We start from the raw sequence: 13,581 nt of genomic DNA, 5'->3' as shown, positions 1-13,581 counted from the left end.
GACGAGAGCAGGCATCCCCGTGACAGCAGCACCATCGATCAGTCTCAGCCGGCGGGGTTTCCTCGCCGGTGCCGGCGCACTCGGCGCCGCAGCGCTCCTTGCCGGGTGCTCCACCGGCACCTCCATCTCGAAGGACCCCGACGAGCTCGTCCTCTGGTACTGGAACCGGTCGCTCGACCCGAAGTTCCTGAAGCAGGCGGCCGCGGGCATCGACGGGCACCGCCCGATGCGCCTCCGCCCCGACCTCATCGGCGGTGCGTCCTACGACACGAAGTTCCGGACGGCGTTGGCGGGCAACGCGTTCATCCCCGACGTCCTCATGGTGAACTCGAACTGCTGGCTGTACTTCCCCGACGAGGACCTGTTCACGGACTTCGACGACCACGGCGGCGCGGCGAAGAAGTCCGAGTACTACGACTGGAAGCGCGCCCTCGGCACCACCCCGAGCGGACGGCAGTGCTTCTGGCCCGTCGACACCGGACCGACCGCGTTCTTCTACCGGCAGGACGTCCTCGCGAAGGCCGGCCTGCCGACCGACCCGGACGAGGTGTCGGCGTCGATCAGCACGTGGGACGACTTCCGGACGTTCGGGTCGACCCTCCGGAAGAAGGCCGACGTGGCCACGGTCATCACGGCCAACCAGCTCTTCAACCAGTACGTGTACGCCAGCCCCACGCGGTACTTCGACCGTGACGACCAGCCCGTCTTCGAGCAGGACGACAGCAGCATCCGGAAGGCGTGGGAGAACGCCGTCGCGTGCGCGAAGTCCGGCGTGACCGGGAACCTGCAGTCCGGCACCGACCAGAACGCCGGATGGGTGTCCGGCCGCGTGGCGGGACAGATCGAGGGCGCGTGGTGGACCCAGGTGATCCACGACACCGCACCCTCGTCGTCGGGTTCGTGGCGGATCGCCCGGCAGCCGGAACGCCCGGGTAACAGCGGCGGCTCGTTCCTCGCCGTCCCGAAGTCGTCGAAGGATCCGGCGGCCGCAGCGGCGTTCGCGATGTGGATCACCTCTCCCGAGGTGCAGTCCCACACCTACAACGACATCCAGCTCTTTCCGTCGACGCCGTCGTCGTTCCGGAACGGCCTCATGCAGAAGCCGGGCGATTTCTTCGGCGACCAGGACCCGCTGGCGTTCTTCAGCGCCACCGCGTCCGACGTCCCCGTCACGTACATCTCGAACAACGAGCGCTTCATCGGCGCCTTCGCGACCGAGATCACCAACGTCGAGGCAGCGGGCAAGGACCCGGACCGGGCCTGGCAGGACGCCGTCGACCAGACGAACCGGGTCCTCGAGAAGCGCGGGGTCACGGCATGAGCACCAAGCAGGCACCGCCCACGACGAGCATCCCCGCCGTCGTCGGGACGCCCACCGCGTCGATCACGACCGCGGCCACCGGCAAGCGGTTCGGCCTCCGTCGGTTCTGGCCGCAGTACGTCGCGATCGCCCCCTTCTACGTCCTGTTCCTGGTGTTCGGGCTGTTCCCGATCGTGTTCTCGATCGTGCTGTCCTTCACCGACTGGGACGGCATCGGCAGCCCCACGTGGGTCGGCTTCGCGCAGTACCAGTACCTGCTCGGCGACCCGCGGTTCTGGAACGCCGTCGGGAACACGTTCCTCATCTGGATCATGTCGACGCTCCCGATGCTCTTCCTCGCACTCGTGCTCGCGTTCCTGCTGCACGGCAACATCCGGGCCAAGGGCTTCTACCGGGTGGCGTTCTTCATCCCGAACGTCACGAGCATGGTCGCGATGGCGATCGTGTTCGGCTCCGTCTTCTCGGACGGGTTCGGACTCGTGAACGCCGCGATGCGTGCACTCGGCGCCGACCCCGTCGGGTGGCTGTCGTCGTACTGGGGCATCAAGGTCACGATCTCCGTCATGGTGATCTGGCGCTGGACCGGGTACAACGCGATCATCTACCTCGCCGGGCTGCAGTCGATCCCCACCGAGCTGTACGACGCCGCCAAGGTCGACGGTGCGAACACGTGGCAGATCTTCTCGAGGATCACCGTCCCGATGCTCCGGCCGGTCATCCTCTTCACCCTGATCACGTCGACCATCGGCGGGCTCGGGCTCTTCACGGAGCCGCAGATCCTGTTCAACGGCGGCGCGGTCGGTGGTCCGGACGAGGCCGGCATGACGATCGTGCTGTACCAGTACGAGCAGGCGTTCAACCAGTTCGACTTCGGGTACGGCTCGGCGATCGCCTGGGTGCTGTTCATCTTCTCCGTGGTGTTCGCGATCATCAACTGGCGCTTGCTCAGCGAACGCGACGGCCTCAAGACACCCAGGCGGCTGCGCACGGCGCGCACCGTCACCGTCCGCACCACGAAGAAGGGCGTCGACGCATGACCGCCACCGAGACCACGACCACGAACACCGCCGCTGCGCTCGGTCGCCCCGGTGCCGCCGAGTCCGACCACCGCCACGGGTTCCGCCGAGGCTGGATCGGGACGCTCGTCACGCACGTGTGCCTGGTCGTCGGGGTCCTGCTGTCGATCTTCCCGTTCTACTGGCTGCTCGTGATGTCAACGTCGACGAACGCGGAGATCTTCGGGTACCCGCCGTCGCTGTGGTTCGGCGACAACGCGTTCGCGAACATCGCGAGCGTGTTCGGCAGCGTCGACATGCTCCGGGCACTCCTCAACACGGTGATCGTGGCCGGCGGCACGGCGGTCCTCGTCATGCTGTTCGACTCGCTGGCGGCGTTCGCGTTCGCGAAGTACGAGTTCCCGTTCAAGCGCGCGCTGTTCACGGTGATGCTCGCCACCTTCCTGGTGCCCGGGAGCCTGTCCCTCGTCCCGAGCTTCGTGCTCATGGCGAAGCTCGGGTGGATCGGTGGGCTGCAGGCGCTCATCATCCCCGGCGCCGCGAACGCGTTCGGCATCTTCCTGCTGCGGCAGTTCGCGACGACGTCGATCCCGAACGAGCTCATCGACTCCGCCCGGGTGGACGGTGCCGGGTTCTTCCGGACGTGGTGGTCGGTCGGTGTGCCGATGCTCCGCGGTGGGCTGGCGTTCCTCGGGATCTTCACGTTCATCACCGCCTGGAACGACTACGTCTGGCCGCTCATCGTGCTGATCGACCCGAAGGGGCAGACCCTGCAGGTGGCCCTCGCCGGCCTGAGCTCGGTGAACGCGACCGACCTCGGCGCCGTGATGGCCGGCGCGGTGATCAGCGTGTTCCCGCTGATCGGGGTGTTCATCATCGGGTCGCGGCACTTCATCGCGAACATCGCGGCCGGTGCGTTGAAGGGCTGAGACACGGACGGCGGCGCGGGTTCCGCGTCGCCGTCCTGGCACTCCTAGACTCACCCCTATGGCAAGTGCACCCCGATGCGCGCTGCACCGTGTCCTCGACGCCTCCTAGACTCACCCCTATGGCAAGTGCTCGCGACCGTGTCCTCGACAGCTTCGTCGCCATCGTGTGCGAGGAAGGCGAGCGCACTGCGACCCTCGACGCCGTCGCCGCCCGCGCCGGCGTCTCGAAGGGCGGACTGCTGTACCACTTCGGCTCGAAGGCCGCGCTGGTGGAGGGCCTGTGCGACCGGCTCGCCGACCTCTCCGCCGTCGACGTCGACCGCATGCGCGAGGCCGAGGACGGCCCTGCGCGCTACTTCGTCCGCAACTGCCAGTACGTCGGCAGCGAGCTCGACCTCGCCCTGCTCGCCGCGAGCCGCCTGCAGCAGGCCGGCTACGAAGAGGCCGGCCGCACCCTCGACGAGACCGAGAACGCCTGGCTCGCGACGCTCGTGGACGCGCTCGGGGACGTCCCCACCGCGCAGGCGATCAAGCTCATGGGCGACGGGCTGTACCACGCTGCGTCCCTCGGTGCCGCGAGCGACGGTCGCCCCGACCGCGCCTCGGTCGAGATGGAGCCACTGCTCGTCGTCGTCGACCGTCTGGTGTCCACGAAGCCCGTGGCGTGAACCAGCACACCCCGACCTGGGGATAGACTGGGGCCGATCCACCCGCCTGATTCCGGAGGTACCACTGTGGGCCGCGTCATCGCCGCTGTTTTCTCGATCCTGCTCCTGCTGGTGTCGATGTACCTGTTCGGCGTCGCGTTCCAGGTGAGCTCGGGTCAGGCATTCGTGTTCATGGGCGGCATCCTGCTCATGTGCATCTCCTTCTTCCTGCCGATCCACGTGTTCGGCAAGCGGTAGTCACACACCGCACGGCAACGGGCCCCGCACCACATCGGTGCGGGGCCCGTTTCGCGTCCGGTCCGGACTGGAGGCTCGGTGCGGGTCAGGCGGGGACGGTCGCGGCGCGCAGGCTCCGCAGCACCACGGCCGTCGCGATCGCGGCGTGCGCCGCCTCGGCGCCCTTGTCCTCCTTCGAGCCGGGCAGCCCTGCACGGTCGATGCCCTGCTGCTCGTCGTCGAGGGTGAGCACGCCGAAGCCGACGGGCTTGCCGGTCTCGATCGCGACCCGGGTGAGGCCGCTCGTCGCCGCGTCGGACACGTACTCGAAGTGCGGCGTGCCCCCGCGGATGATCACGCCGAGGGCGACCGCCGCGTCGAACCCGTTCTCGAGTGCCGCCTTCGCGACGACGGGCAGCTCGAAGCTCCCGGGGACGGGCAGCACGGTGGCGTCGGCGCCGAGGCGCTCGACCTCGCGCTGGGCCCCGGCGAGGAGTCCCGCCGCGATCGTGTCGTGCCACTGCCCGGCGACGATCGCCACCCGGATGCCGCTGCCGTCGACCTGGTCGCGGTCCGCCGCGCCTGCTCCGCTCATCGTGTCGTTCCTTCCGTGGGCGCGGCGTCCGCCGCTGCCCGGTCTGCCGCGTCCAGCCACTCGGCGAGTGCGGCGATGGTGATGACGGGCACGCCCTCGCGCGCCCCCAGTTCGACGAGCCGCGGCAGCCGCATCATGCTGCCGTCCTCGTCGACGATCTCGCAGATCGCCGCCGCGGGCCGCAAGCCCGCCGCGGTGACCAGGTCGATCGCTGCCTCGGTGTGCCCGGCGCGCTCCCGCACCCCGCCGGGTCGCGCACGCAACGGAACGACGTGCCCTGGACGGTGCAGGTCGCCGCGGACCGATGCCGGGTCGGCGAGCACCCGGAGCGTCCGGGCTCGGTCGTGGGCACTGATCCCGGTCGTGACTCCGACGGCCGCGTCGACCGTCACGGTGTAGGCGGTCCCGCGGACGTCCTCGTTGTGGGCCACCATCGGCGGCAGGTCGAGCGTGTCCGCGATCGCGGCGCTGACCGGCGCGCAGATGAACCCGGACGAGTGCGCCACGGTCCAGGCGATCCACTCCGGCGACGCGAGCTCGGCGGACAGGATGACGTCGCCCTCGTTCTCGCGGGACTCGTCGTCCGCGACGATCACCGGCCGGCCGGCCGCGATGGCGGCGACGGCGTCCTCGATCGTCGACAACTCGGCCACGTGCCCTGGTGCTGCCACGTCGACGACGTGCGGGGCGTCGGCGACCATCACTGAGCCTCCAGTTCGAGGACCTGCGCGGCGGCGTCGAGCCGCAGCATGCGCCGGACGTGCCGGGCGAGGACGTCGGTCTCGACGTTGACCCGGTCGCCGGGGACCCGGTCACCGAGCGTCGTGGCGGTGAGGGTCTCGGGGATCAGGCTGACCTCGAACCAGGCATCAGCCGGGTCGGTCGTCTCCGGGGAGACGGCGCTGACGGTGAGCGAGACGCCGTCGAGCGCGATCGAGCCCTTGTCGACGACGAGCGGGCTGAGCTCCGGCGTCAGGGCGAACCGGACGCGGCGCCATCCGTCACCGTCCGCGCTCTCGAGCACCGTCGCGGTGCCGTCGACGTGGCCCTGCACGATGTGGCCGCCGAGCCGGTCGCCGACGGAGGCCGCGCGCTCGAGGTTCACCGGGTCACCCACCCGCAGCGAGCCGTGTGCGCTCATGTCGAGCGTCTGCTTCATGACGAAGGCGGTGAACGTCTCCGGGGTCTGCTCGACGACGGTCAGGCAGACGCCGCTCGTCGCGATGGAGTCGCCGTGCTTCGCGTCCGTGACCACGAGCGGGCCACGGATCGTGAGCGCGACGGAGTCGCCCTGGGGGTCGACGGCGGTGACGGTGCCGAGTTCCTCGATGATGCCGGTGAACACTGGTGTCCTCTCAACGGGACTCCGGGGGCGTTCGACGATCGTCGGCATCGACGGACCCGTGCGCCCACGCAGGTGGTCGCGTCGTGTCCGCCAGCGCGCCTCCCATCCGGACTCTCACCGTCGGTCCCGGAGTTTCACCGAGTCAACATCAGGCGGGTTCACACCCGTCGTCAGTTCGTGGACTGTCACCACCGGTTCGGAATTACACCGACCCCGGAGCGCTTGCGTACCCCGAACGATACCCCAGCCGTGTGGGCGTCGCATCGACACCGGTCACACGCCGTCACGTCGTCACGTCGTCACGGGGTTCGTGGCTCGTCAGCCGCGGCCGCGCGCGAGTGCGACGGCCTGTCGGAGCGAGAGGTCGGGCAGGTACGCGCGGACCACCGCGACCCCGATGGCCGGCAGTGCCACCGGGTCCGGGTACGCGAGCGCGAGCGGGTGCAGGTCCGGGCCGAACTTCTGCTTGAACCGCAGGAGCGACCGGAAGCCGTAGACGGGTTCCAGGACACCGCCGACGAGTTCGAGGAGGTTCTGTCCGCCCTCGGGGGCAGGGCCGCCGGCGCTGGCGAGCGGCGCGGCGGAGAGGCTGAGCCGTTCGGCGCCGTCCTCCCGCATCCGCTCGGCCGCGCTCGCGACCAGGAACTCCATCACGCCGTTCGGGGCTGCTGCGGTGCGGCGCATCACGTCGAGGGTCCATCCCACGACGCGCCCTTCGCGGAACGACGGCAGCCAGCTGGTGACGGCGAGGACAGTCCCCTCGGCGTCCTGCGCGACGAGCGTGCGGACGGCGGGGTCGCGCATCTCGTCGATCCCTCCGAGCGTGAAGCCCATCTCCGGGAGCTCGCGCTCCGCGACCCACTCCTCCGAGATCGCCTCGATCTGGCGGGTCGTGGTCGCGGGGAGCTCGTCCCAGCTCGCCCACGTGGCCGTCACGCCCTCGCGGGCGGCCTTGTTCACCGAGGTCCTCACGTCCTGCTTCCGCTTGCCGCTCGTCGTCCAGGTCCGCGGGTCGAAGTCGGCGTCCTCGGCGACGGGCAGCGTCGCCCAGCCGACGGCGGTCAGCGCCCCGGCGACCTGCACGTCCACGCCGTAGAACACCGGCGTCCACCCGTTGTCGTCGCAGTACCGGGCGAAGTCGGTCAGCGCGGCCGGCCGGGCGTCCGGGTACCCGAACGGTCCGCCGACGGTGACCGCGACGCCACCGTTGCGCCGGAACGCGACACCGGCCCGGCCGTCCGCCGCGAACCAGTACGCGTTGCCGCGCCAGGTCGTCATCCACCCGAACGTGTCGCCGCCGCCCGCGACGAGCAGCGCGCGGGCGCGCTCCCGGTCGCGGTGGACCTCGTCGGAGTCCGCGTCGGGTCGTGCCGCACCGGTGGGGCCGATCGCCGCGATGGCGACGACGAGCCAGAGCACCGGGCCGGCGAGGCCGAGCGACAGGCGGCGCGCAGGGTCGAGGGCCGGCAGGTGGTCCCAGAACGTGGTCGGGGCGATCGGCCCGAGCGCCGCCACGACCACGCGCAGGGGGTCGGGGACCCGGTTCGGCGACGCGTCGGTGACGACCAGCAGCACCGTGACGATCACCGCCGCAGCGACGAGCACGGCCGCGGCGAACCCGACGGTGCGGCGACGAGACGGCAGCACGGTGAACGATCGGCGGAGCACGACGAGGACGACCGCGGTCGCCAGCGGGACCGCGATGGAGGCGAGGATCGAGAGCGTCACGACGAACTGGTCCTCCGAGCCGTGCAGGCGCTCCACCCGACCAGGGACCGCGCCGTACGTGACCGCCGCGGCGAGCGCGGTCACCACGTCGACCGCCACCACGAGCCACACCGCGAAGCGGCTGCCGCGGAACAGCCCGAGGCCGCCGACGACCAGGACGAGGAGCGGCGGCACCGCGAGCAGCACCGTCCACGGATCAGCCGCGTGGTACGCCAGGAGCCGCCGGAGGCACTCCCCCGCGACGCCGTCCGTCCGGCACCCGGACACCGGTGTGACCGGGCCGGCCCCGACGACGGCGGCGATCGGCGCGAGGATCCCGACCCGGGCGCGCGAGACGAGCGCGATGATGGGCCCCACCGCGGACACGAGGACGACGGTGCCGAGCAGGACGCGCGTCTCTCGGTGCGAGCTCCGCACCCACCCGGTGCGCTTCGGCGTGTTCCGGAGCAACTCGCCGAGCATCCACCCGGCTGCAGCTGCCAGCACCGCGTACAGGTCGGAGGCATGCCCGGCGTAGAGGAACAGGGCCGCGACGACCGCGAGGGCGTTGACGCGGATCCGTCGGCGCCACAGCGGACCGGCGAACGCGCTCGCGGTGACGATCGTGCCGACGACGGCGGTCCACGGGTCGAACGCGGTCGCGCGCCCGAGGAGGAGCGGACCGGCTCCACGGCCGTCGAGGTCGACGAAGGCGCTGAGTGCGCCGACCCCGGTTCCGACCACCGTCGTCACGACGAACGCGACGGCGGTCCGCCACGAGCCCATCAGCCGTTCCGAGGCGCCGACGAGGACGACCACGCCGGCGATGGTCAGGACCAGGGCGACGAACCCGGTCGACGCGGCGAACACGCGGAGCGGCCCCAGCGCAGCGGTGCCGGACGCTGCGTGGTGGACGCGCATCGCGACGCCGATGGCGGAGGTCAGCACGACGAGCAGCACGACGACACTCGTGACCGGGTACCGCCGGACACGGCCGACGACGGCGCGCCCCGCGCGGGTCAGCCGGGCGCGCACGGGCGCGACACGCTCCTCGTCGAGGACGCGGCCCCCGCCGGTCACAGCGCCCCTCGCATCGACGGCAGCCCGAGGTGGGCGACCACTGCCGGCAGCCCGTTCGCGAGGACGTACCGCACGGTGTTCCAGTCGTGCGCCGATCCGGGCGAGACGATGACCGACGTCTGCATGCCCGCCTGCACCGCGGCGTCGCGGAGCGCGGTGGTCGACGCGCGGTACGGAGCGTCGTCCTGCCCGAACCCGAAGACGGTGAGGTGGTCGTGGTACGGAGCATCGCGACGCATGGTGGCGATCGGCGCCGCGGCCTCGTAGGCCGCCCGGGAACCCCCGAAGCCGACGCGGACCGTGTTCGCGAGCGACCCGTTCTTCACGGTGAGTTCACTCGAGATGGCCAGCGCCGTACCGAACACCCCGGGGTGTTCGGTGGAGAACTGCATCGCGCAGGTCGCGCCCTCGGAGAAACCGGTGATGCCCCACGCGTCCGGTGTCGACGCCACGTCCAGGTGGTCCGTGATCCAGCGGACCGTGTCCGTCATCACGTACGTCGCGCTCCGCCCCAGGCGACGCGAGTCGACGCACATCGGGTTCCGGTTCGGCGCCCCGAGCTGGTCGGGCGACACGACGATCGGTGCCAGACCGTGGTGCGCCGCTGCGTAGCGGTCGAGGTAGCCACCGAGGTTCCCGGTCTGGAACATGTCGGACGGCTGACCCGGCTGCCCGGACAGCGCGATCAGGACCGGGAGGGTCGGCGGGTCCGCCGTCTGCGCAGCCGGCGGGAGCCAGACGACCGCCTTCCGTGCCCGGAAGTGCGAGACCGTCGCGGGGATCCGCACCGACAGTGTCCTTCCGGACTTCGGCATGTTCGCGGGGGCGGTCCACCGTGCTGCATCGACGACCGGGGTCCCCGCAGCCACCGCGTGCTGGTGGCCGAGCGAACCCGACGGGTAGGGGTTGGTGGTGATCGCCTGCTGGATCGTCCGGTAGGCGCCGAAGTCGACGTTCACGCCGAGCCCGGACGCCAGCAGGACGGCGGCAGCTGCGGCGACCGCGACGGTGCGACGCCCCCAGCCGCCCTGCACCAGGACGACGAGGCACATCGCGACGGCAGCGCACGCGAATGCGATCCACATCCGGGTGACCGGCGTGAACGCGACGCCGAACTCGTCCTGCACGTCACCGAGCCACCACACGAGGACGAGCCCGACCGCAGCACCCACCACGAGCGCCGCGGCACGGACGAGCAGCCGACGTCCTCGACCGCCCGCGCGCGAGCTGCGACGGAACGGGCCGAGCAGCGCCCAGATCGTCAGCAGCGCTGCCGCGACGTCGACCGGGATGAGGACGTCGGGCCGGACGATCGGCACGCGCAGCAGTTCGTTGAACACGCGTTCATCGTCCCGCTCGGTGACTCACCCGATGCTGCCGAACCGCTTCCGCTCCTCACAGCATCGGCATCATGCGCTTGCAGGAAGCACCCGGCTTGTTCCCAGGACACCTCCGTGCCGTGGGCGTGGTGCTGCGGGGTACCGGCGAACCGGTACCCCGCAGCGCGGATGGTGATCAGTGGCGGCGTCGGAGGACGAGTGTCCCGGCACCCCCGAGGAGCAGCATCAGCGCGATCCCCGCTGGCACGAGCTGCGAGGACGCCCCCGTGTACGCGAGCCCGGATTGGGTCGCCCAGGAGGTCGCTGCGCGGGCTGCCGTGGTGGAGACCGTCGCGACACCGGTGGTGGAGACCGCGGTGCCCGAACCGGTCGTCGACACGGTGGTCACGGCCTCGGCCGTGGTCCCCGAGCCGTCATCGCCGATCGGGGTGGTGACGCCGCCGGGCGTCGAACCGCCGTCGCCCGGGTCCGTGCCGTCGCCGGGCGTCGTGCCGTCACCCGGGTCCGTGCCGTTGCCGGGGTCCGTGCCGTCGCCGGGGTCGGTGCCGTCACCGGGGTCGGTACCGTCGCCGGGCGTCGTGCCGCCGTCACCGGGGACCGTCGTGGTCCCGGTGCTGGTGCCGTCGCCGACCAGGCCGATGCCGTTCCCACCGATGGTGATCGGGAGTGAGACCACCGGTGCGATCTGCGTCCCGGACAGGACCCCGTCCGAGCCCGACGTGGATCCGGCCGTGCCGCCGGTCGTGCCGGTCGCGGTGCCGCCAGCCGGCACGGTCGTCGTGGCTCCGGTGCTGGTGCCGTCGCCGACGAGACCGATGCCGTTCCCGCCGATGGTGATCGGGAGCGAGACCACCGGGGTGACCTGCGTGCCCGAGGCGGTGCCGTCCGTGCCGTCGGTGACCGGACCGGCCGTGGCGCTGCCGTCAGCCGTGCCCGTTCCGCTGGTCGGGGCGGTGCCGGTCGTGGTGCCGCCCGTGCTGGTGCCGTCACCGAGGAGACCGATGCCGTTGCCCGCGATGGTCACCGGCAGGGAAACGGCCGGTGTCACCTGCGTCCCCGAGGCGATGCCGTCGGACCCGGAGGTCGTCGGGGCGCCCGTCGTGCCGGTCGAGCCGGAACCCGGAGTACCGGCAGCCGGGGTGGTCGTCGATCCGGTGGAGGTTCCGTCTCCCACGACGGCGATCCCGTTGCCGGAGACCGTCACCGGGATCGAGATCAACGGTGCCACCTGGGTCCCGGAGACGGTCCCGTCGGCGCCGGAGGTCGAGCCCCCGGTCGATCCGCCGGAGGTCGCGCCGGCCGGAGCCGCCGTGCCCGTCGTCGAGCCGGTAGTGGTCCCGTCACCGAGCAGACCGATGCCGTTCCCGGACACCGTGATCGGCAGCTCCACCGCGGGGGCGACCTGCGTCCCCGAGGCGATCCCGTCCGACCCGGAGGTCGACGGTGCCGCGGGAGTCGCCTGCGCGGGTGCCGCGGCGGGGGCAGGGGCGGTCGGCACGGCGGTCGACGCTGCGTCGCCACCGACCGAGATCGCGTTGCCCGTCACGTCGACGGGCGCGCTCACGTCCGGTACGACCTGCGTCCCCGAGCCGACGCCGTCCGACCCGGAGGTCGACGGCGCCGCGGGAGCCGTGTCGGGCACCGCCGCCGACGCAGGGTCGACGGCCGGTGCGGCCGGTGCGGCGGGAGCTGCCGGAGCGGCCGGAGCCGGGACGGCCGAGGACACCGCGTCGCCGAGCACCCCGAGGGCGTTGCCGACGGCGGAGACGGGCGCGTCGATCGACGGCGCCACCTGCGTTCCTGAGACGGTGCCGTCCGTGCCGGAGGTCGTCGCCGCGTTCGCCGCGGTGGCCCCTCCGACCGTCAGCCCGCCGACGAAGAGGGCGAACCACAGCCCTCTCGAGACGTACTTGTTCATGGTCATCACTCCTGATCGAGATGTGTTCCCGACCGCGGTCGCGGTCGGTGGCGCGTCCTGCCTGACGGGCAGGTGCGCCGATCTCAATCAGGGGCGACGTCGTGGTCGCCGGTGAGCGACGCGGGAACGGCGTCGTCGGCGATGGTGCCGCGTGTCCCCGCGGCGAGGGGGTCCTGGTCGGCGTCGGCGCCGACCGTGCCGACGACACCGGCGCCGGCCGAGCCGACGGTCGTGGTGCTGCCGGCGAGTCCTGATCCGGAACCGCCGAGCGGCGAGTCCTGGTGGCCGTGTCCGTCGGGGACGAAGAGCGCGCCACCGCCGATCGCCGCGGACGCCGGAGCGGCCTGCTCACCGGAGGACGCGGCGGGCGCGAGCACGGTGACGTCGTCCGCGGCCGGGGTGGCCTGCGCGGCGACGACCTTGGATGCCGCAGCGGCCCGAGCAGGGACCTTCTCCGACGTTTCGGCCACCGACGTCGAGGAGCCGCCCACGGCGGGGACACCGTCACCTGCCGGAGGCGAGGGGATCTGTGGATGGGGCTCCGAGCCTCCAGGCAGGGTGCCCCCACCGGTCCCGGGCGTGCCTGGAAGCACGTCCGGGACCGTTCCCACGGCGGTCCCGACGCCGCCGAGGGTGTCATCGACCAGCCCGCTGACCGGTGCGGTCACCGTGCCGAGCGTGTCGTCGCCGAGCAGCGTGCCGACGATCGGGACGGCGCCGACGACGTGGTCGAGGGTGCTGACCACCGTCGTGACCGGGCGTGCGTCGGTGAGCGTCTGCACGGTCCCGGTGACGGGACGGAGCACGGTGGCGACGGTGCCGGTGAGCGGACGGGAGGCGCTGGTCGCCTCCGCAGGGTCGGCCGGCGTGGTCGACGTGGGCGGCGCGGTCGTGGTGGCCGGCTCTGCCGGCTGCGGTGCGGTCGGCTGGACCGGAGCCGCCGGTCCGGGAGCCGTCGGTGCGGCTGCTGTCTGCGGCGCGGACGGCTGCGCGGGGGTGCTCGACGGCGGTGCTGCCGGAGCGGGTGCTGCGGCCGGTGCTGGCGCAGCGGCCGGGGCTGGCGCGGGTGCCGGTGCCGCTGGGGCTGGCGCGGCCGGGGCTGCGGGGGCTGGCGCGGCGGGGGCTGGGGCTGCGGGGGCGACGGCCTGGTGCACGGGGTCCACGACGTCGCCGAGGACCTCCCCGACGCCACCGGCGACGCCGTGCACGGTGTCGCCGAGCCCCTGCACGAGGCCGCCGACGAGACCCGGCTGCGACTGCGACTGCGTCTGGGCGGGCGGCGCCGTGGAGGCGGACGCGGAGTGCGCGCCGAAGGTCAGCGAGAGCAGCACGGCGGCGGCGCTCACCCCGGTGCCCACGAGGGCGTACCGGATCGCAGCGTGCCAGGGTGCACGCAACGGCTTGTCCATGCGCTCACCTCCTGATCTGGCTGCGCACGTAGAGTGG

General features: G+C 72.1%; 11 protein-coding genes, 1 pseudogene and 1 riboswitch. Of the genes and pseudogenes, 5 read left to right on the top strand and 7 right to left on the bottom strand.

Annotated elements, in window-relative coordinates; all coding sequences use genetic code 11:
• Positions 1-19: 19 nt before the first annotated feature.
• From ACIPJ2_RS15305 to ACIPJ2_RS15285, 5 genes are all read left to right on the top strand, one after another.
• On the top strand, positions 20-1,321 hold the full coding sequence (locus ACIPJ2_RS15305; protein WP_402729531.1) for an ABC transporter substrate-binding protein: 1,302 nt from the start codon (positions 20-22) through the stop codon (positions 1,319-1,321).
• Positions 1,318-2,358, top strand: a complete 1,041-nt coding sequence (locus tag ACIPJ2_RS15300; protein ID WP_402729530.1) for a carbohydrate ABC transporter permease — start codon at positions 1,318-1,320, stop codon at positions 2,356-2,358. Before ACIPJ2_RS15305 ends, ACIPJ2_RS15300 begins: the two co-directional genes overlap by 4 nt.
• The gene (locus ACIPJ2_RS15295) at positions 2,355-3,266 is read left to right on the top strand and encodes a carbohydrate ABC transporter permease (RefSeq protein WP_402729529.1); all 912 of its coding nucleotides are present in this window, start codon (positions 2,355-2,357) and stop codon (positions 3,264-3,266) included. The genes ACIPJ2_RS15300 and ACIPJ2_RS15295 overlap by 4 nt, the downstream gene beginning before the upstream one ends.
• A 119-nt stretch (positions 3,267-3,385) precedes the next feature.
• Complete coding sequence (locus tag ACIPJ2_RS15290; protein ID WP_281265182.1) at positions 3,386-3,934, top strand: TetR/AcrR family transcriptional regulator; 549 nt, start codon at positions 3,386-3,388, stop codon at positions 3,932-3,934.
• Between the two features lie 66 nt (positions 3,935-4,000).
• Positions 4,001-4,171 carry a hypothetical protein gene (locus ACIPJ2_RS15285; RefSeq protein WP_281265183.1) on the top strand — a complete coding sequence of 57 codons (171 nt, stop codon included), beginning with the start codon at positions 4,001-4,003 and terminating at the stop codon, positions 4,169-4,171.
• 85 nt (positions 4,172-4,256) lie between these two features.
• Here the strand turns inward: ACIPJ2_RS15285 and ribH are convergent, their stop codons facing one another.
• The 7 genes and pseudogenes from ribH to ACIPJ2_RS15250 form a co-directional block, all read right to left on the bottom strand.
• A complete protein-coding gene (ribH, locus tag ACIPJ2_RS15280; protein ID WP_402729528.1) occupies positions 4,257-4,745 on the bottom strand; it encodes a 6,7-dimethyl-8-ribityllumazine synthase in 489 nt (162 codons plus the stop codon).
• Positions 4,746-4,762: 17 nt separating this feature from the next.
• Positions 4,763-5,446, bottom strand: a pseudogene (gene ribB / locus ACIPJ2_RS15275) (3,4-dihydroxy-2-butanone-4-phosphate synthase); the annotation flags it as partial.
• Complete coding sequence (locus ACIPJ2_RS15270; RefSeq protein WP_402729527.1) at positions 5,446-6,090, bottom strand: riboflavin synthase; 645 nt, start codon at positions 6,088-6,090, stop codon at positions 5,446-5,448. The pseudogene ribB and the gene ACIPJ2_RS15270, both read right to left, overlap by 1 nt.
• Before the next feature lie 90 nt (positions 6,091-6,180).
• A riboswitch (FMN riboswitch) is annotated at positions 6,181-6,315 on the bottom strand.
• Between the two features lie 93 nt (positions 6,316-6,408).
• A complete protein-coding gene (locus tag ACIPJ2_RS15265) occupies positions 6,409-8,877 on the bottom strand; it encodes a bifunctional lysylphosphatidylglycerol flippase/synthetase MprF (RefSeq protein WP_402729526.1) in 2,469 nt (822 codons plus the stop codon).
• Positions 8,874-10,217: an alpha/beta hydrolase gene (locus tag ACIPJ2_RS15260; RefSeq protein WP_402729525.1), complete on the bottom strand. Its 1,344-nt coding sequence runs from the start codon at positions 10,215-10,217 to the stop codon at positions 8,874-8,876. Before ACIPJ2_RS15260 ends, ACIPJ2_RS15265 begins: the two co-directional genes overlap by 4 nt.
• Before the next feature lie 175 nt (positions 10,218-10,392).
• A complete protein-coding gene (locus ACIPJ2_RS15255) occupies positions 10,393-12,135 on the bottom strand; it encodes a hypothetical protein (RefSeq protein WP_402729524.1) in 1,743 nt (580 codons plus the stop codon).
• A gap of 83 nt (positions 12,136-12,218) precedes the next feature.
• A complete protein-coding gene (locus ACIPJ2_RS15250) occupies positions 12,219-13,544 on the bottom strand; it encodes a hypothetical protein (protein ID WP_402729523.1) in 1,326 nt (441 codons plus the stop codon).
• Positions 13,545-13,581: the final 37 nt, after the last annotated feature.

It is taken from the genome of Curtobacterium sp. NPDC090217 (assembly GCF_044746705.1).
In the GTDB taxonomy this organism is placed as follows: domain Bacteria; phylum Actinomycetota; class Actinomycetes; order Actinomycetales; family Microbacteriaceae; genus Curtobacterium.
The sequence above is the reverse complement of the archived record's forward strand: the minus strand, read 5'-3'. Positions and strand labels throughout refer to the sequence as shown.